The organism is Streptomyces sp. NPDC059718, from assembly GCF_042733315.1.
Lineage (GTDB): Bacteria > Actinomycetota > Actinomycetes > Streptomycetales > Streptomycetaceae > Actinacidiphila.
Genome location: NZ_JBHWGA010000035.1, coordinates 12,903 through 32,724 on the forward strand (window position 1 = coordinate 12,903; position 19,822 = coordinate 32,724).

Genomic DNA, 19,822 nt, shown 5'->3' on the forward strand with positions numbered 1-19,822 from the left:
CGGAAGGGCGGTACACACCATGGTCACGGCTCTTCCCGTCGTCCAGGCGGCAGGGCTGACGAAGCGGTTCGGGCCCACGGTCGCGCTGCACGACGCCAGGATCACGATCATGCCCGGCGAGACGCACGCACTCGTGGGCCGCAACGGGGCGGGCAAGTCCACCCTCGTCTCCGTCCTCACCGGCCTTCAGGCACCGGACGAGGGAACGGTGGCCTTCAACGGCGCGCCCGCCCCCCGGCTCGCCGACCGTGATGCCTGGCGCAGGCGGGTGGCATGCGTCTACCAGAAGTCCACCGTCATCCCCCAGCTCACGGTCGCGGAGAACCTCTTCCTGAACCGGCACGGCCGGGGACGGGGTGGCCTGATCAGCTGGCGCACGGTCCGTGACAAGGCACGCGAGGTCCTGCAGACCTGGTCGGTCGACGTGGACGTGCGCACCTCTGCCGGGGAACTGAGCGTAGAGCAGCGGCAGTTCGTGGAGATCGCCCGGGCGCTGTCGTTCGGCGCACGCTTCATCATCCTCGACGAGCCCACCGCGCAACTGGACGGATCCGCCATCAACCGGCTGTTCGCTCGGATCCGGGACCTCCAGCGCCAGGGCATCACCTTCCTCTTCATCAGCCACCACCTGCAGGAGGTCTACGAGATCTGCGACATGGTCACGGTGCTCCGCGACGCCCGGCACATCCTCACCGCCCCCGTGGCGGAGCTGCCCCGTGCCGAACTCGTGGCCGCCATGACGGGCGACAGCGCGGACAGGCGCGGTGAGAGGCACCGCCGGCCCGTCGACACCGACTCCCCGGCCGTGCTCGCTGTGGAAGGCGCGGCCCTGCACGGAACGTACCGCGACGTGTCCTTCCGGATCCGGGGCGGGGAGATCGTCGGTCTCGCCGGCGCGGCCGGCAGCGGCCGTACCGAGGTCGCGGAGACGGTCGTCGGACTCCGGGCCGCCGAAACGGGAACGGTCCGGATTGCGGGGGTCCGGCCACGGCCGGGCAGCGTCCCCGCCGCGCTGGCCGCGGGTGTGGGGTTCGTCCCGCAGGACCGCCACCACCAGGGACTCATACCGGAGATGTCCATCGCGGACAACGGGACCCTGACCATCCCCGAACGGCTCGGCTCCGGGGGCCTCATCGACAACCGCCGCCGCGACGCCTACGCCCGCTCCATGATCGACAAGCTGGAGATCAAGACACCGGGACCGCAGCTGCCCGTCTCCGGACTCTCGGGAGGCAACCAGCAGAAGGTCGTCATGGCCCGGGCCCTGGCCAACGATCCGAAGGTGCTGGTGCTGATCAATCCGACCGCCGGCGTGGACGTGCGGTCCAAGGAGTTCCTCCTCGGCAAGGTCGAGGAGATCGCCGAGTCCGGCACCGGGGTGCTCATCGCCTCCGACGAACTCGACGACCTGCGCACGTGCGACCGGGTCCTGGTGATGTTCCAGGGCCGTGTCGTGGCCGAGCGGGACGGTGGCTGGCACGACCACGAACTCGTGGCCGCGATGGAAGGAGTGGACCTCGATGTCTGAGGGTACGACCGCGGCTGCTGCCAAGAGCCCGGACGGGGGCCCGCCCGGCGCCCCGGGCGTGCGGCCGGCCGCGGCGACAAGGAGTGGTCACCGGATCGCTCTCGCAAGACTGCGCGACCTGGCGCTGGTTCCCGCGATCATCGTGATGGCGATCGTCGGCCAGCTCGTCAACCCGGTGTTCCTCCAGGCCGACAACCTGATCAACGTCCTGCAGACGATGTCCGAGATCGCACTGCTGGTCCTCGCCCAGACCCTGGTGCTGATCGTCAAGAAGATGGACCTCTCCCTGGAGTCCACCGTGGGGATCGCACCCGGGGTCGCGGCCTGGCTCACCGTCCCAGCCGGCGCGACGCACGGAATGGGCGTGCTGCCCGGCGGCTGGTCCGTGCCGGTCACCTTGGCGGTGGGTCTGCTGATAGGTGTGGTCAACGCCCTGTTCATCATCCGGTTCGGTCTCAACGGCTTCATCGTGACGCTCGGCATGCTGATCGTGCTGCGCGGTGTCCTGACCGGTATCTCCGGTGGCCAGACGTTCTTCCAGCTGCCGCCGTCGATGCTCTACCTCGGCACCGCCCAATGGGTCGGCATGCCCGCCTCGGTGTGGATCTGCCTGCTCCTGTTCGCCACCGGCATCGTGGTGCTCGGCTTCACCAGCTTCGGCCGCTCCCTGTACGCCATCGGCGGCAACGTCGACGCGGCGAAGGCGGCGGGCATCCGCACCGACCGTGTGCTGTGGACCGTCATCGTCACCGCGAGCGTGCTGGCCGCGCTGAGCGGCCTGCTGCTCTCGGGGCGCCTCGCCTCGGTGGCCTCGGCGCAGGGCAACGGCTACATCTTCACCGTCTTCGCTGCCGCCGTCATCGGCGGCATCAGCCTCAACGGCGGCAAGGGCACCATGTTCGGAGCCTTCACGGGCATCCTGCTCCTGTTCATGATCCAGAACGTCCTCACCCTCGGAGGCGTCCCCGCGCAGTGGATCGGCGCCCTCAACGGCACGATCATCCTCATCGCCCTGGCACTGTCCCGCATCACAGGCGGCAGGGCCCAGGAATAGGAACCCTCCACCGGGCCGAGCCGGGAGACGGCCACCCGCGCGTGCGGACCACGCACGCGATTCCGGGGTGCACTCCTTGCGACCGGCCCGGACACCTGCGACCGAAAGGCATGGCAACCCCATGGAACGAAGAGACTTTCTCGTCGCCACCGCGGCCGCTACGGCCGCGCTGACCGCCGGGCTGACGGCTGCCGAGGCGACCGCGGCTCCGCATCCCGTTCCGGGAGCGGAGCCGCACCCCGCCCCCAAGCCGTCTCCCCTTTCCCTGTGGTACGACAAGCCCGCCGCGCAATGGCTGGAGGCCCTGCCGCTCGGCAACGGCCGTCTCGGCGCGATGGTGTTCGGTGGCGTGAACACCGAGCAACTCCAGCTCAACGAGGACACGTTGTGGGCGGGAGGCCCCTACGAGCCCGCCAACCCCCAGGGCCTGGCCAACCTCGCGGAGATCCGGCGCAGGGTCTTCGCCGGGCAATGGAGCTCCGCACAGAGCCTGATCGACTCGTCCTTCATGGGCAGACCGGTCGGCGAGCTGATGTACCAGACCGTCGGAAACCTGCGCCTCACCGTCGCGGGCACCGGCGACGTCACCGGCTACCGACGGGAGCTGGACCTCGACAGGGGCGTTGCGACCGTGACGTACAACCGCGGCGGGGTCCCGTACCGGCGCGAGGTCTTCGCCAGCCACAGCGATCAGGTGATCGTGGTCCGGCTGACCGCCGGCGGCCGCGGCGGCCTGTCCTTCAGCGCTGCTTTCGACACACCGCAGCAGGCCGCGACGGACTCTCCGGACCCGCTGACGGCCGCAATGGAAGGCATCGGGCAGACCCGCGAGGGAGTCACCGGACAGGTCCGCTTCCGTGCCCTGGTCCGGGCCCACGCCGACGGCGGCACCGTGCGCAGCGAGAACGGCACACTCACGGTGACCGGGGCCGATTCGGCGACCCTGCTGGTGTCCGTCGGCACCAGTTACCTCGACTACACGGATGCCTCGGGCGACCACCGTGCCCGCGCCGAGGGCCCGTTGAACGCCGCTGCCGCCGTCCCGTACCCGAAGCTGCGCGCACGGCACGAACGAGACCACCGCGCGCTCTTCGGCCGCGTCAAACTCGACCTCGGTACCACCGACGCCGCCGACGCGCCGACCGACCAGCGGGTGGCCGCCTTCGCCGAGGCGGAGGACCCGCAACTGATCGCCCTGCACTACCAGTACGGCCGCTACTTGCTCATCGCCTCCTCCCGCCCGGGCACCCAGCCCGCCAACCTGCAGGGCCTCTGGAACGACCAGCTCTCGCCGCCCTGGGATTCCAAGTACACGATCAACATCAATACGGAGATGAACTACTGGCCCGCCGCCACCACCAACCTCCTGGAGTGCTGGGAACCGATCTTCGCGCTCCTCGACGACCTGTCCCAGGCGGGTCAGCGGACCGCGCGGGTGCAGTACGGCGCGGACGGCTGGGTGGCGCACCACAACACGGACGCCTGGCGCGGGACCGCGCCCGTCGACGGCGCGTTCTGGGGGATGTGGCCCACCGGCGGCGCCTGGCTGGCGACCTCCGTCTGGGAGCACTACCGCTTCACCGGCGACCGCGACGCCCTGCGCCGCCGCCTGCCCGCGGTCGAGGGAGCGGTCCGCTTCTTCCTCGACTCACTCGTGCTCGACCCCGGTACGGGACACCTCGTCACCTGCCCGTCCGTGTCACCGGAGAACGCCCACCACAACGGTGTGTCGGCGTGCGCCGGGCCGACCATGGACAACCAGATCCTGCGCGACCTCTTCGACGGCTACCTGTCGGCCTGTGACACCCTCGGTGCCCCGAGCCCCTACGTGGACCGGGTGCGTGCGGCCCGGGACCAGCTGCCTCCCATGAAGATCGGTGCGTTGGGGCAGTTGCAGGAGTGGCAGGAGGACTGGGACGCCGGCGCCCCGGAGCGGCAGCACCGCCATGTCTCCCACCTGTACGGCCTGCACCCGAGCAACCAGATCACCAAGCGCGGAACGCCGGACCTGTTCCAGGCCGCCCTGAAGACACTGGAGATGCGCGGCGACGCCGGCACGGGCTGGTCCCTCGCTTGGAAGATCAACTTCTGGGCACGCGCGGAGGACGGCGCCCGCTCCTACAAACTGCTCAGCGACCTCCTCACGCCCTCCCGCACCGCACCGAACCTGTTCGACCTCCACCCGCCGTTCCAGATAGACGGCAACTTCGGTGCCACTGCGGGCGTGACCGAATGGCTGCTCCAGTCGCACACCGACGAGGTCCATCTGCTGCCCGCACTGCCGCCCCAGCTTCCGGACGGACGCGTCACGGGCCTGCTCGCCCGCGGAGGCCTCACCGTCGATCTCGACTGGCGCGGCGGAGCGCTGTCCCATGCCCGCCTGACGGCGCGACACGACGGCACCGTCCGGCTGCGCACCGCCGTCCCGGTCGACGTGCAGGCCATGGGGCCTCCGCCAGGGCTCCGTGTGGACCGTCCGGAGGACACCGTCGCCGTGTTCGAGATCACGGGAGGCCGCGACTACATGATCAAGCCGCGCTGACAGGACCCGCCTCCGCGTAGCCGTGCGATCGGCTGGTCAACCGATTCGTCAAGGGCGCGGAGGGTGAGCCCGGGCCATCGGCCCGGGTATCTCAGCCTGGGATCGTGTGTGCCTCCAAGGAGTGCCGATGGCCCCCACCTCGGTAGGTGGGGGCATCCCGCTTGGAGGCTCGCGCTGGCTCGTGCCCGGTGCTCAGTGTTCGGAGACGAAGACCTGCGCCGCCGCGTGCGGGGGAGTTCGGCGGACTCCCCGCGCTGCCGACCGTACACGGCCTCAGGACCGGCATGACGTTCATGACCGTGCCTGGCCGCACGTCGGCGTGCCGCAGGGCGTGCGTCACATCGGCACCGCTACGTGAGACCCCGTCGGATCCCTCCGCAGCACCAACCATTGATCACCTGCCGCCGACACAGGCGGTGAAGCCCCGTGCCACGGTGGAACATGTGCGCCTTTCCGGAATCCGATTCAACAGGGATTGCGTGATGTGAGGACACCGCAATGTTTCGCCGGTGTAAAAGGTCGAGGAGTTAAGGGTGGTTACCGATATGGGCACTTCGGGCGGGCTCACATGTCCCCAAAGCGGACCATGACGCCCTTTTGCTTTCGGCTTGCCGATTGTCCGCACGACCCTCCTGAGCTGCGGCAACTGCCCCGTCGGCAGCCGCCATCAGTCCTTTCGTGACGGGGCGAGAAAGTCGCGCATGTTATCTGCTGCCGGTCGGAAGTTCAATGACTTTACAACTCCATGCCGTTGATGGTCGGATGCGCTCGAACGCCGACTATGGAGGGCTTGTTGCGAGTTCCATTTTCCCGAAGATATGCGGCTTCCCTTGCCGCGGCTCTTGTTGCCGGTCTGCTGCTCTCTCCCACAGCGTCCAGCGCCACCCCTTCCCCGCCCCTGCGTGCCGCACCGGGCGGACAAGGCAGCGCGCAGCGCGTGCAGGTCGCCGTCACGCTGATCACCGGTGACAAGGTGAAGGCGACTCAGGAGCCCGGCGGGGCGGTGTCGGTGCAGGACGTCCGTCGTGCGCCGGGAGCCAGGGGTTCGGTGCGTGTCGCCGTCGAGAACGGCGACACCTACGTGTATCCCGATGAGGCCGTGGCCTACATCGCGACTAGCAGGCTCGACAAGCAGCTCTTCGACATCACGCAGTTGGTGGCCCAGGGCTACGACGACGCCCACACCGGCGCACTGCCCCTGATCATCACCCAGGCCAAGAACGCGACCGCTCGCAAGAGCGGTGCCACCGAGGAGGCACTGCCGTCCGGTACGGCTTTGCCAGGGGCGCAGGCCACTCTGGGGCTTCCGTCCATCAACGGAGCAGCCGTCAAGGCGCAGCGGTCGAAGGCCGCCACTTTCTGGTCGGCGCTCACCGACACCGCCGGGCAGGCCTCCACGCGGTCGGGGGCGCGGACCGCGGGGAGCCCGGACGATGCGGGCGCCCCCTCATTCGCCGCCGATGTCGACAAGGTGTGGCTCGACGCCAAGTCGGGGGCGACCATGGCGGAGACCAACGCGCAGATCGGTACCCCCCAGGTGTGGAAGGCCGGTGGCACGGGAGCCGGCGTCCGGGTCGCCGTTCTGGACACCGGGGTGGACCCCACCCATCCGGACCTGGTCAAGCGCGTCGTGGCGTCCCGCAGTTTCGTCGAGGGCCAGGAGGTCGTCGACCGCAGCGGCCACGGCACCCACACCGCCTCGACCGTCGCCGGTACAGGCGCCGCCTCCGGGGGGAAGGAACGAGGAGTCGCCCCTGGCGCGGACCTGATCGTGGGCAAGGTCCTCGGGGACGACAACACGGGTTACAATTCCGGGATCATCGCGGGCATGGAGTGGGCGGCGCGGACCGAGCACGCCAAGGTGATCAACATGAGCCTGGGTTCGGGGTCGTGGCACACCCAGGACGATCCCATGAGCCAGGCGGTCAACATGCTGAGCGCCGAGACGGGCGCGCTGTTCGTCATCGCCGCCGGCAACGAGGGAACCAGCCCCTACAGCGTGAGTGCGCCGGGAACGGCGGAGGCCGCGCTCACCGTCGGCGCGGTGGACTCCTCCGACGTCCTCTACTCGCGGTCCGGCGCCGGACCACGGTTGGGGGACGACGGCCTCAAGCCCGACCTGACCGCGCCGGGTGTGGACGTCCTTGCGGCGAATTCGCAGCAGGTGCCGGGGGCAGAGGGCTACTACCGCACCGACAGCGGCACTTCCATGGCGGCGCCCCACGTGGCCGGCGCGGCGGTGCTGCTCGCCCAGAAGCACCCGAAGTGGACAGGGCGGCAGATCAAGGACGCGCTGATGAGCACCAGCGCGGTGACCCCCGACTACACCCCCTACCAGGCGGGCACCGGGCGCCTGGACGTCGCCGCCGCCTACCTCAAGGACCAGGTCGTCGCGACCGGGTCCGTGGACGCGGGGCTGGTGCGCTGGACCGGGGACCAGAGGCACGATCCGGTCAGGCGGAAGATCACCTACACCAACACCACCGACAGCGCCGTCACGTTGCGGCTCGCGGTGGACCGCGGTGCTTCGCCCGCGGGCGCGTTCACGCTGGCCGCGGACCGCGTGACCGTCCCGGCGCGCGGCACCTCGACGGCCGAGGTCGTCGCGGACCCGAACGGGCTCGCGGCGGGCCAGTACGCCGCCCAGGTCACCGCACGCTCGTCGGCCGGCACCGTGCACACCGCGGTGGGTCTCTCCGTCGAGTCCGAGAAGCACGCCCTGACCGTCCACCTGAAGGACCGGTCCGGCAAGCCCGTCAGCGGCGAAGTCGAGATCACCGGCGCCGACGGCAACACCACCGTCATGTGGGCCCCGGACGGCAAGCTCACCAGCCGCTGGGCCCCCGGCTCCTACTCCGTCGTCTCCACCCTCGACGTCGAAGGCCGCAACGGCCCGCACTCCCTCGGGTACGCCGTACTGACCGCGCCCGAGGTGGAGCTGAGGTCCGACCGGGCCGTCGAGCTGGACGCGTCGCGCATCCGCCGGATCAAGGTGGACACACCCGAACCCACGTCCGTCACCAACGCCAGGATCGACCTCTACCGCTCCTTCACCTCCAGCGAGCCGACCTACAAGGACACGCAGGCCCTTCACGACATCATCATGACCTCGCCCGAGTACGACAGCCTGTGGGCGCTGCCGACCAAGAGCAAGGTGAAGAAGGGCAGCTTCGTCTTCACCACCCGGATCCGGGCCAAGCAGACCCCGCTGAAGATCACCTACAGCGGGCGCAGCCTCGACGAGACCCTGCTGGTGCAACCCGGATCCGCCCCGTTCCAGGACGGCACCTCGCAGGTCGAGGCTGTCTTCGCGGGCACCGGCACGCCCGTCGACTACGCCGGGCTGTCCGCCCGCGGCAAGGCCGTGGTCGTCCGCGCCGACGCGTGGGTGGCCCCGGCGGACCAGGCGGCGGCCGCGCGTACCGCGGGCGCGGCGATGCTCCTGGTGGTCAACAACGGCGACGGCCGCCTGACCGACTGGTACGGGGACCCGGACGGCTACACGAGCGGGCGCATCCCGGTCGCCTCTCTCACCGTCGACGAGGGCGCGGACCTGATCGAGGAGATCACGTCCCCGGGGAGGACCAGGCTGGTGGTCGAGGCCCATCCCTCGCCGAAGTACCTGTACGACCTGGCGGACTATCACCACGGAGGCGTGCCCGACGACCCCTCCGCGTCGACGGACCCCGGCAGTCTCGCCCGGATCGACAACGTCTTCGCCCCGCCCGCCGGGAAGCAGATCAAGGAGAGCCGGGAGGACAGCCCGCCGTACGAGGAGTTCCCGGCCGGCTATCCCTACAGCTTCATGTCGCACAACCTGGCATTCCCCAGGGAGCCGGTCGCACCGGGCCCCCGCACCGACTGGGTGTCCGCCGGCGACGGCGTGAAATGGCAGCAGTACGCCGGCGTCCCCGACGGCCTGACAAGCTTCACCGACATCGTCGGCTACGGTCCGCGCAGCGTGCAGAGCGAAAACTGGTTCGGCCCCCTCATCCGGCCGCGCATGCTCAGTTTCGAGGTCCCGCAGCGATTCGGCGACGTCATGACGGGCACCATCTCGGGCTTCGGCGACGGAGGAGCCGCCCACAGCGGCAACACCGGCCTGATGTCCCGGGACTTCGCCCTCTACCAGGGGGACAAGAAGGTGTACCAGAGCGGGCCGTACGCCAACTTCGGCGTGGGCGAACTGGCCCCGCAGAGGCTTCCCTACCGGCTCGTGGTCGACACGCAGGGGAACACCGACGTCACCCCGTACTCCTCCACCACGCACACCGAATGGAGGTTCGAGTCAGGCGCCGCCGACGCTCAGGTCATCCCTCTGGTCCAGCTCGACTACGCAACGGAGGTGGACCGGGCCGGGCTGGCGAAGCGTACGTCAGCCTTCTCCGTCACTCCCGTAGTCCTCGGCAGTGACACCGCCGAGGACGCGGTCTCCTCGGTCAAGCTCGAGGTGTCCTATGACGACGGGGCGTCCTGGCAGCCGCAGGACCTGCGGGCGGCCGACGGCACATGGCAGGCGCACCTCCACGCGCCTGCCCGGGCGGGTTACGTGTCCATCCGTGTCACCGCCGAACAGCACAACGGCGGCGGCATCACCCAGACCGTCACCCGGGCCTTCGGCCTGAAGTAGCCCGCGTGAGCGGCCGGTGCGCTGTATCCCGTGAGGGCCCACCGGCCGGATGGAATGCGGCCCACCGCACCGTGCCAGAAGGCCGTGCGGGGCGAGCGTATGCACGCCCCGCACGGCCGGATGGCCGACGACAGGTCACGTTTGGTGCTCTGGTCCTCTCGTGCGCCCGCCGCCGGAGTCCGCGAACCGCCGTCCTGCCGGCGCGCTCCGGAACACCTCACCGGGCCTGTCGTCGACCCCCCGTGAGCGGCACCTACGGCATCATCGCGGCCGTGAAGGAGCCGGAGTCGAACTGGTTGATCGCTGACTGCGTGACGTCGTGGGACGTGGAGAAGATGCCCGCGTCCTGCTGCGCTGCCGCCGAGGCCAGCGTCACGGGCTGACCGATCGGTACGTAGTTGGCGCCGTCGTAGGAGTACGAGGCGCTGAACGAGGTGCCCGATCGGGTGAGCTTCACCCAGATGGGGCGGTAGATGTCGACGGCGGCGCGGGCGTCGGTGTCCAGGTACCCGTCGCCGTTGGCGTCCCACTCGAACACGACGCCATTGCGGGCGGTGACCGCGACGACGGAGTACCCGGCCGAACTTCCCGCCTTGGTCATGTCGTTGCGGACCATGACCCCGGACTTGGCCCAGGCGTTGGCGTCGTTGACCGACACCACCCGGGTGGACACGCTCGAGTCGGCCGCGAACGAGTCGTCCCGGTAGATCGAGCCGTACTGGTCGTCGTGCTGACCGCCCGCGCCCCACACGTCGGCGCCTGCCGCGGCGATCCCGAATCCACCGAAGCTCTGGCCGAAGTACGAGCTGACGGCCGAACCTCCGGCAGTGCGGAGGCCGGGCGCTACGGGTGCACCGACCGGGCACCCGCTGAAGCCGAACTGGTTCGCGTTGAGCGACGTCCGGTACTGCGGCGCGACACCCGCCTGGCAGATCACGTCCCGCGCGCCCGCGGGCCAGTTCGCGGCGGTGACCTTCACGTTGTTGATCAGCTGGTTGTTGTGCGCCGCGGCGTTCGGCGTCGAGGCGCCGCCCGAGTTGTACCAGTTGTTCTGGATGACGTTGTCACTGGTGTTGTTGCGGAGGCTGTACGCGTTGGTGAAGAGGAAGGAACCGCCCTGGACCACGTTGTTCTCGTAGGTCATCGAGCGGGAGCCCTCGTCGAGGTAGAGGCCGACTCCCGAGATGTTGAACAGATAGTTCTTGGCGACGACGCTTCCCGGACTGGCGGAGAGGTTGTAGACCGATCCGCCGTCGGCGAAGCGCGCCTTCGTGTTGTGCACGAGGTTGCCCTCGACGCGGTTGTCCTTCAGCGTCGTCGGCGTCGTGTACTGCGTGTTCCACTTGTAGTAGCCGCGGTCGACGTAGTCGTTCGAGCCCCCGGCGTCGTTGATGCCCCAGCCGTAGCCGGTGTCGATGCCGTCGTAGGGGACGTTGGAGACCTCGTTGTGCAGGATGCGGGCACCTGTGACATAGGTGCTGAGGATGCCGCTGTTGTCCTTGTAGTCGACCGCCACGCGATTGATCGTGTTGTCGGAGATCAGGATGTCGTGGTTGGTCATCCGCGGGTCGCTCGGGTGGTGCGCGTCGGGCAGCACGCCGCCGACCGCGACGCCGTGGCCGCTGCTCTCCGTGAACCGGTTGCCGACCACCTCGATGTCGCCGGCGCCCAGCCCGACCCCGGTCACCGTGGCGTTGGCGTCGTTCCCGATGCCCAGCGCCGACTGGCCGAGGTTGGTGAACGTGTTGCCGGTGAACGAGATGCGGCTGGCGGCGGAGACCTGCACGGCGGCGGGCTCCTGGTACCAGCTGGTGCGTGCCCGTTCGAACATCTCACAGCCGCGCGAGCAGTTGGTGAAGGCGTCGGCGGGGCGGTAGTCGTAAGCGCCCTTGATGAAGAGGCCGTTCTGCTGGTCCGCGTACCCGTCGGTCGACGGGCCGAGCCAGGAGGTTCCGGAGAACTGGATGCCCTTGAAGGCGAGTCCGGTCACCGGCTTGTCGTACGTCCCGCCGATGCTGATCAGCGACTCCATGCGGGGCAGCTCGACGTCGAGCCCGTTGGGGTCGACCCCGTCCGCCGGCTTGTAGTAGAGCTTCCCGGCACTCGGATCTATGTACCACTGGCCGACCTGGGTCAGGAAGCTCAGCGAGTTGTCGAGGTACCAGCTCGGACCGGCCAGGAACGAGTTCTGGACGGTGTCCCAGCCCCACGTGTTGTTGTCCCAGGCCGGCTGGGCCATCGTGATCTCGGTGGCACTGATGCTCTTGACCGGCGAGTAGCGGTTCGTGAAGTCGCCGAGGGACTCGAACTCGATGCGCCCCTGGTCGGGGAGCGTGGCGAGGTAGCTCAGGGCCGGGTTCTTGATGGTGAGACCGGTCGCGGTGGGAGTGACGTCCGCGTTGGCCAGACGGATGGCGGCGCGAGGGGCGATCACGCCGTTCACGTAGAGCTGGCGGGTGTCGAGGCCGCTGGGGGTGTCCGCCTCCCAGATACCCGACCCCGCCTCGGACTTGGACCAGCCGGTGACCTTCGAGGCGCCTGTGATGACGGGGTGGGCGCCGGGTGCGGCGGTCCAATGGACCGTGTGGTCGCCGCCGTCGTCACCGGGTCCGAACCGCAGGGGCTCGGAGAGCCGGTAGGTGCCGTCGGCGAGGTGGACGACCACGTCACCGTGCTTGACGGCGGGGCGGACGACATGCTGCGCCCGCTCCAGCGAGCACGGCTGCGACTGACTGCAGTGCCCGGCGTCCTTGCCGTCCGGCGCCGCGAAGTACTCCGCCCGGGGCGCGGCTTGGGCCTGGAGAGGAATGAGCGCTGATGCGATGACGGCGCAGGCGCCGAGGACCGCGAGGGTGCCCGTCCGCCGTCTCCATCGTCTGCTCACCGAGCGTGTCGAGTCTGACGTCGATGTCATGTTCGATCGCTTCCTGTGATGGGGGCGTTGATGCCCGCCACAGAGTTAGCATACGTATGATGTTTGTTACAAGATACGTATGACGTTTAACTCAGGTCCTGGAGAAGCGACTTGTCCGGACCGGGTCAGGGACGAGCCCGGTGACGTGCAACTCCTCCCACAACGCCTCCGGGATCACCGCCCGGTACCGCGCGACATTGCTTCGCACGTGTTCATGAGTGCGCATCCCCGTCACCACCGAGACGACCGCGGGATGGCGCAACGGGTACTGGACGGCGGCCGCGGGAAGCTCTACGCCGTGCCGCTCGCAGACCGCAGCGATGCGGGCGGCACGTTCGACGACGGCTCGCGGGGCCACCCCGTAGTCGTAGGTCGCCGAGCCGTCCACGGCCGCACTGCTCAGCAGTCCGGAGTTGTACACCGCCGCGGCGACGACGCCGACGCCGCGGGCGCCGGCGACTGGTAGCAGATCGTCCAGCGCGGACTGATCGAGAAGGGTGAACCGCCCGGCGACCATCACCACGTCGACGTCGGTCCGCCTCACGAACTCGGCCGGCATCGCGGCCTGGTTCATGCCGACGCCGATGGCACCCACGACACCCTGGTCCCGCAGCTCGGCCAGAGCGGCGACCCCGCTCGACGACGCCGGCCCCCAGTGGTCGTCCGGGTCGTGTAGATACGCGATGTCGAGCCGGTCCGTCCCGAGCCGCGCCAGTGACTCCTCGACGGAACGAAGGACCCCGTCGCGGCTGAAGTCCCAGACCCGCCTCTTTGCGGCCGGCACGACGAACCCGTCGTCGTCGAGCCGATGAGCCGTCTCCGGGCTGTCCACGAGCAGGCGGCCGGCCTTCGAGGAGATAAGGGCGCCCTGCCGAGCGGTCCCGTGCAGGGCGTCGCCCAGGCGGCGTTCGGAGAGCCCGAGGCCGTAGTGCGGCGCGGTGTCGAAGTAGCGGATCCCCTCCTCGGCCGCGGCTCCGACGGCGCGACGCGACTCGTCGTCGGTCGTCTCGGCGAACAGGTTGCCGAACTGGGCCGCGCCCAGGCCCAATTCCGTGAGCCGGTGCCCGGTTCGCAAGGCCCGGGTCGGCAGCGTCTGCTTCGTGGATGTGTGGTCGCGCGATGGCGGCTTGCTGGTCACGCGGCAGATTGTAGCGACGACAGCATACGTATGATGTTTCCTGCTAGGGTGCGCAGGGCTGTGGGCCGGCGCGGCCCGCGACAGAGCGAGGAGGGGCCGATCGATATGTTGGCGGCGAGTTACGTGGGCGCGCGCACGATGACGGTCGAGGAGCGGGAACCGGCTGAGCCGCGGGCGGGGGAGGTCCGGGTCGCCGTGGCGTACGTCGGGATCTGTGGCACGGACCTCCATGTCTTCCACGGGGACATGGACGGCCGGGTCAGCAGGCCGGTGACGATCGGGCACGAGATGTCGGGCACGGTCGTCGCCCTCGGCACCGGCGTGGAGGGCTGGTCGGTGGGTGACGCGGTGACCGTCATGCCGCTGGCCTGGGACGGCACGTGCCCGGCCTGCCGCGCGGGGAACGAGCACATCTGCCAGAACCTGGACTTCATCGGCATCGACAGCCCCGGAGCCCTCCAGGAGTACTGGAACGTACCGGCGTCGACACTCGTACGGCTGCCCTCGGAGATCTCCCTGCGGGACGCCGCGCTGGTGGAGCCCGTCGCGGTGGCGGTCCATGACGTACGGCGTTCCGAACTCGCCGCGGGCGACAAGGCGGTCGTCATCGGCGCGGGCCCGATCGGCGTTCTGATAGCGAGTGTCGCCGCCGCGTCCGGTGCCGAGGTCGTGATCGCCGAGATCGACCCGAACCGGCGTGCGGCCGCCGAGGAGATGGGGCTGACGACGCTGGACCCCTCGTCGGTCGATCAGGTCGCCTGGGTGGAGGAGTGGACGGACGGCGCCGGAGCGGACGTCGTCTTCGAGGTCTCCGGCTCGGCCGCCGCCGTGCTCGCCGCCACCGGCTTGGTCAAGGTCCGCGGCACGCTCGTCGTGGTGGCCATCCACTCGCAACCGCGGCCCATCGACCTGCACCGCGTGTTCTGGCGGGAGCTGAGGTTGCTCGGTGCGCGGGTCTACCAGCGCCACGACTTCGAGCGCGCCGTCGAGCTCCTGGCCGAGGGCGCCATCCCGGCCGGGAAGCTCATCACGGGCATCGTGCCCCTGAGTGAAGTCGAATCGGCCTTCGGTGTCCTGGAAGCCGGGCAAGCGATGAAGCTGCTCGTCGAGGTGAGCGCGTCATGAACCCCTTCGACCTGACCGGGCGCCTCGCCGTCGTGACGGGGGCCAAGCGTGGCATCGGGTTCGCCGTCGCCGAGGCTCTGGCCGCCGCCGGTGCCGACATCTTCGGGGTCTCCGCCACCCTCGACCCGGCGTCGTCGGCGATCGGCGACCGCGTGCGAGGGCTCGGCCGTGAGTTCTCCGGACACCGCGTCGACTTCGCGGACCGGCGGCAGGTGACCCGGCTCGGCGAGGAACTCGCCGCCGGCGAGCGCCCGGTGGACATCCTGGTCAACAACGCCGGGACCATCCGCCGCGCTCCCGCCGCCGAGCATCCCCTGGAATGGTTCGACGAGGTGCTCGAAGTCGATCTCACGAGCGCGTTCGTGCTCAGCCAGGCTCTCGGGCGGCGGATGCTGGACGCGCGGTACGGGCGCGTCGTCTTCACCGCCTCCCTGCTCTCGTTCCAGGGCGGGATCAACGTGCCGGGCTACGCGGCGGCCAAGTCCGGCGTGGCGGGACTGGTCCGGGCGCTGTCGAACGAATGGGCCGGACACGGTGTGACCGTCAACGGCATCGCCCCGGGCTACATCGCGACCGACAACACGCAGGCGCTTCAGGACGACCCCGACCGGTCCCGCGCCATCCTCGAGCGCATTCCGGCGGGGCGGTGGGGAACGGCGGAGGACATCGCGGGCGCCGCCGTGTTCCTGGCGTCGGACGCCGCGCGCTACGTCTCCGGGACGATCGTGCCGGTCGACGGCGGCTGGCTCGGCCGTTGAGGGTTCTCCGGCCCCCGACAGCGGTGGCACCGCTCCTGCGGGGGGCGGTGCGGGAAGGCTGACGCGCGGGCACGCGCCGCCCTTCGGGGCGACGGCGGGGCTCTTCCGCGCCGCCGCCGCCCGCGCCTCGACCGGCGCGCGGGCGGCGACGTTGCCGTGGGGCCTCCGCCTGCGCGGCATGAGCCGGTGCGGGTGGGTGGCGTCGGCCTCGACGCGCCGACCGGCCCCGCGACGAGATCACACGTGTTGATGTGGCATCAGGGGCCGGCTCGGTCGGCCCCACCGGCGCACCGCCCGTTCGTTCCGCAGGCGCTCCCGGACCTCTTCCGGCTCCGTCAACGACCCTTGACCTTGCGGGACATGGTCGCCGCGGTCGGCATGAGCGCGGTGCCGGCGCGGGGGAAGGCACTGCGGTCGAGGTGGCGCAGGCCCGGTACGTTCCCCTCCCTCTCGCGGCTCGCCGCGCGACCGGACGTGGAACTCCCCATCCGGCCGCCGATCGCGCCACCGGCGGAGGACGCACGGACCCGGTCCCGGTCCCGGGGCGGGAAGTCGGACGACGGCGTTCGCACGTGACGCCGTTGCCGACGAGATGGGGGATCCGGTATCGCCCGGCGGCAGCACGCCTTTGGCCGCCCGCCCTTGCCGGGCACTCGATCACCTCTTGATTCAGCCGAGTTGAACCGAGCCGGCGGAAGCACCCGCGGCGCGCCGGCGGCAGTGCCTCCCGGGCCTCGTCCGGCGTCGCGACCCCGAATGACCAGGCCCCAGACGGCAACTGCTCAAGATGAGGCGGCTCCAGCTCGTGACAAACATCATACGTATGCTCTACAGTCCTCGCGCGGAGTCGTCAAAGAAGTCGACAAGACAAGGACATCCCATGGCCGGAATTCATACTGTGGTGCGTTCGCGCCGTAAGGCGTCGACCATCGCCGTGATATGCGCCGCAACGGCGCTGCTGACGCTCGCCGGTTGCGGCGGCCAAGGCAGCTCGGCGAACGGGTCGTACGGCTTTCCCGAGGCCAAGCAGGAGGCCTCCTCGACGATCACCGTCTGGGTGGACGCGGACAGACAGGCCGCCGCGAAGGCGTTCCAGACGGCCAACCCGGACACCAAGATCAAGGTCGTCACCTATGACGGCTCGGCCAACGGGTCCAACTCCTTCCGGACGAAGATGCAGCTCTTCGACCGCGCCGGTGACGGCTGGCCCGACGTCGTCTTCTCCAGCCAGAACAACGACGCGTCGTGGGCCAGCCAGAAGAGCGCCGGCAAGCAGGCGTTCGCGGCCGTGCTGGACAAGGGCCTGGTCCCGAAGGAGACGCTCGGCAACTTCACCGCGGGCTCGCTCAACCCGTGCACGGTGGAGGGCCGCGTGTACTGCCTGCGCAACGACCTCGCGCAGGCAGTGCTCTGGTACAACAAGTCCCTGCTGGAGCAGTTCGGCTACGCCCTCCCGACCACGTGGGAGGAGTACCAGGCCCTCGGGGAGAAGGTCGCCAAGGAGCACCCCGGCTACATCGTCGGGACGGCCGGAGACGCCTGGACGCCCGAGGTGTTCATGTGGGGGAGCAAGTGCCAGGCCAATGACGTGACCGGTCCCAAGTCCGTCACAGTGAAGACGGACTCGACCGAGTGCAAGCGGGCGGCCTCGATGCTCGACACCCTCCGCGGCAACGGGACGGTGCCGGTGGTCAGCGTGTTCACTCCCGAGTTCCTGAAGAAGTACACGGGCAAGGTGCTGATGATGCCGGGTCCGGCCTGGTACGCCGGCGCGATCTTCAACAACCCGCAGTCGCTCAATGTGAAGGCCGGGCAGCTCGGCGTCGCCGCGCCGCTGCCGTGGAAGGGCGAGAGCCAGGCCGCGACGGGCAACGTGGGTGGCGGAACCTGGTTCGTCTCCAGCCACTCGAAGAACCTGAAGGCCGCCGAGAAGTTCGTCGAGTTCGCCACCACGGCCGACGCGTACCAGGTCGACGTCGCACCGGGTTACCCGGCGTACGCGCCCGCCGCGCAGAAGTGGGTCGCCAAGCAGGAGGCGAGCAAGTACTACGCCACCCCGCTGGAGCCGGTGGTGACCGCGGCGTCGCAGGTCTGGGACGGCTGGGGCTACCCCACGTTCAGCCAGGAGGCGATCTGGGCGAAGACGATCACCCCGGGGGTCACGGGCGGCAAGTCGATCGTGGACCTGCTTCCGGACTGGCAGACGGCGATCGCGAACCAGGCCAAGGTCAACGGATACCAGGTGAAGTGACATGACCCTCGCTCCTCCGAGTGGTGGGCCGGCCGTCGACGCCTCCGGGCGCCGGCGGTCGGGCCGGGGCGGCGGCCGGCCGCCCGGCCGCGCGTTCGCCCGCACTCCGATCGGCTATCTCTTCGTCTCGCCCTACGCGTTGCTCACCCTCGCCTTCGGGATCGTCCCCTCGCTCTACGCGGTGCTGCTGGCCTTCACCGACGCGGACGGCGGATTCGCGGGCTTCGACAACTTCACCAAGGTCGTCGGCGACTTCCGGTTCTGGCCGGCCGTGTCCCACGTGACCGTCTATCTCGTCATCTGGCTCCTCGGGCTGCTCGTCTTCGTCGTCGGCCTGGCGCTGGTGGTCCACGCCGTCAGTGTGCGGTGGTTGAGCACGACCCTGCGCTTCGTCTACTACCTGCCCGGCGCGCTCGCGGGCGCGTCCAGCGTCCTGTTGTGGCTCTTCGTCCTCGACCCGACGGCCAGCCCGGTCAGCGGTCTGCTCGGGGCGATGGGGTTCGACAGCTTCGTGCAGGTGATCCAACCCGGGCACCTTCCGGTGATCTTCGCGATCATCGCGTTCTGGACCGGGGCCGGCGGGTGGATCCTCATCATGTACGGCGCGCTCAACAACATCAGCACCGAAGTGATCGAGGCCGCCCGCATCGACGGTGCGAACGCCGTCCAGATCGCGTTTCGGATCCAGCTCCCGATGCTGCGCAAGTGGGTGGCGTACATGGGCGTCATGTCGCTCGCGGCAGGCACCCAGCTGTTCGTCGAGCCTCAGTTGCTCAGCCAGGCCAGCAACGCGGTGGTGCCCAACGACTACTCGCTCAACCAGCTGGCCTACCAGTACGCCTTCCAGCAGAACGACTTCAACGGCGCGGCCGCGATCTCGCTGATCCTGCTGGTCGTCGCACTCCTGCTGTCCTGGGTGTTCGTGACCCGCGGCGGCCTCTTCGAGAAGGAATGACCATGGCAGCACTCTCCGCCGAACGCCGCCGGCCGAGTCTGAGCGGGTGGAGCGGCCGGTCCATCATCGGCGTCCTGCTCGCCGTCTTCGTCCTGTTCTTCGCCGTCCCGATCGTCTGGCTGCTCCTCGCGGTCACGAAGTCCTCGAAGACGCTCGTCGTCGCCAACCCGTTCTCGATCGGGTCCTGGTCGGACCTCGTCGCCAACTGGCACCAGCTGTTCGACTTCCAGGACGGCGCGGTGACGACCTGGATCGGCAACTCCGCGCTGTACGCGATCGGCGCTCTGGTGATCACGCTGCTCGTGAGCATCCCCGCCGGCTACGCGCTCGCGCTCACGGAGTTCAGGCTCCGGCAGGCGCTGCTCGTGCTGACACTCGTCGTCATGCTGATCCCCAACACCGCGCTGGTGCTGCCCATCTTCCTCGAACTGAACAGCATCGGTCTGATCGGTAGCCCGCTGTCGGTGATCCTGCCCATGTCGTTCTTCCCGTTCGGCGTCTATCTCACCTACATCTACTTCTCGACCAGCATCCCTCGTGACATCCTCGCGGCCGCGCGCATCGACGGCTGCAGCGGGTTCCAGGTCTTCACCAAGGTCGCCCTTCCGCTGGCCGCCCCGATCGTCGCCCTGGTGGCGTTCTTCAGCTTCGTGCAGAACTGGAACAACTTCTTCCTCCCGTTCGTGATGCTGCCGTCGAGCGACGGCTACCCGGTCCAGGTCGGGCTCACCTCGCTCCTGGCGTCAACCCCGGCTTTCAATCCCAGCTCCGCGGGATCCGACTCCCTTCAGCTGCCGACCCTGGCGCTGGGGACGATCGTGTCGATCCTGCCCGTCCTGGTCGTCTTCCTGTTCTCCCAGCGATTCCTGGTCGCGGGAATGACAGCAGGAGGAACCAAGGAATGACCTCTCGCACATGCAAGGAGAA

Annotated in this window: 11 protein-coding genes; 9 read left to right on the forward strand and 2 right to left on the reverse strand. The window is 69.3% G+C overall.

Going from position 1 to position 19,822, the window contains the following annotated elements:
• Positions 1–19 precede the first annotated feature (19 nt).
• The 4 genes from ACFV3E_RS32035 to ACFV3E_RS32050 all read left to right on the forward strand — a co-directional run bounded on the left by ACFV3E_RS32035 (position 20) and on the right by ACFV3E_RS32050 (position 9,754).
• Positions 20–1,528, forward strand: a complete 1,509-nt coding sequence (locus ACFV3E_RS32035) for a sugar ABC transporter ATP-binding protein (RefSeq protein ID WP_500537825.1) — start codon at positions 20–22, stop codon at positions 1,526–1,528.
• Positions 1,521–2,582, forward strand: coding sequence for an ABC transporter permease (locus tag ACFV3E_RS32040; RefSeq protein WP_500537826.1), 1,062 nt, complete (start codon positions 1,521–1,523; stop codon positions 2,580–2,582). The genes ACFV3E_RS32035 and ACFV3E_RS32040 overlap by 8 nt, the downstream gene beginning before the upstream one ends.
• Before the next feature lie 121 nt (positions 2,583–2,703).
• Positions 2,704–5,124: a glycoside hydrolase family 95 protein gene (locus ACFV3E_RS32045; RefSeq protein ID WP_500537827.1), complete on the forward strand. Its 2,421-nt coding sequence runs from the start codon at positions 2,704–2,706 to the stop codon at positions 5,122–5,124.
• Between the two features lie 937 nt (positions 5,125–6,061).
• Positions 6,062–9,754, forward strand: coding sequence for a S8 family serine peptidase (locus ACFV3E_RS32050; protein WP_500537828.1), 3,693 nt, complete (start codon positions 6,062–6,064; stop codon positions 9,752–9,754).
• Positions 9,755–10,007: 253 nt separating this feature from the next.
• On the opposite strand, the gene ACFV3E_RS32055 is transcribed toward ACFV3E_RS32050, so the two are convergent.
• Both ACFV3E_RS32055 and ACFV3E_RS32060 read right to left on the reverse strand, forming a co-directional pair.
• Positions 10,008–12,668, reverse strand: coding sequence for a right-handed parallel beta-helix repeat-containing protein (locus ACFV3E_RS32055; RefSeq protein WP_500537829.1), 2,661 nt, complete (start codon positions 12,666–12,668; stop codon positions 10,008–10,010).
• Between the two features lie 91 nt (positions 12,669–12,759).
• Positions 12,760–13,758 carry an aldo/keto reductase gene (locus tag ACFV3E_RS32060; protein ID WP_500537889.1) on the reverse strand — a complete coding sequence of 333 codons (999 nt, stop codon included), beginning with the start codon at positions 13,756–13,758 and terminating at the stop codon, positions 12,760–12,762.
• 153 nt (positions 13,759–13,911) lie between these two features.
• On the opposite strand from ACFV3E_RS32060, the gene ACFV3E_RS32065 reads away from it, so the two are divergent.
• The 5 genes from ACFV3E_RS32065 (at position 13,912) to ACFV3E_RS32085 (ending at position 19,800) form a co-directional block, all read left to right on the forward strand.
• Positions 13,912–14,931 (forward strand): zinc-dependent alcohol dehydrogenase, encoded by a 1,020-nt coding sequence (locus ACFV3E_RS32065; protein ID WP_500537830.1) that lies wholly within the window; start codon positions 13,912–13,914, stop codon positions 14,929–14,931.
• A complete protein-coding gene (locus tag ACFV3E_RS32070; RefSeq protein ID WP_500537831.1) occupies positions 14,928–15,689 on the forward strand; it encodes an SDR family oxidoreductase in 762 nt (253 codons plus the stop codon). Before ACFV3E_RS32065 ends, ACFV3E_RS32070 begins: the two co-directional genes overlap by 4 nt.
• An 880-nt stretch (positions 15,690–16,569) precedes the next feature.
• A complete protein-coding gene (locus ACFV3E_RS32075) occupies positions 16,570–17,940 on the forward strand; it encodes an ABC transporter substrate-binding protein (protein ID WP_500537832.1) in 1,371 nt (456 codons plus the stop codon).
• Position 17,941: 1 nt separating this feature from the next.
• Entirely contained in the window at positions 17,942–18,895 is a 954-nt protein-coding gene (locus ACFV3E_RS32080; protein WP_361007006.1) for a carbohydrate ABC transporter permease, read from the forward strand.
• Between the two features lie 2 nt (positions 18,896–18,897).
• A complete protein-coding gene (locus ACFV3E_RS32085) occupies positions 18,898–19,800 on the forward strand; it encodes a carbohydrate ABC transporter permease (protein ID WP_500537833.1) in 903 nt (300 codons plus the stop codon).
• The last annotated feature ends 22 nt before the right edge of the window (positions 19,801–19,822 follow it).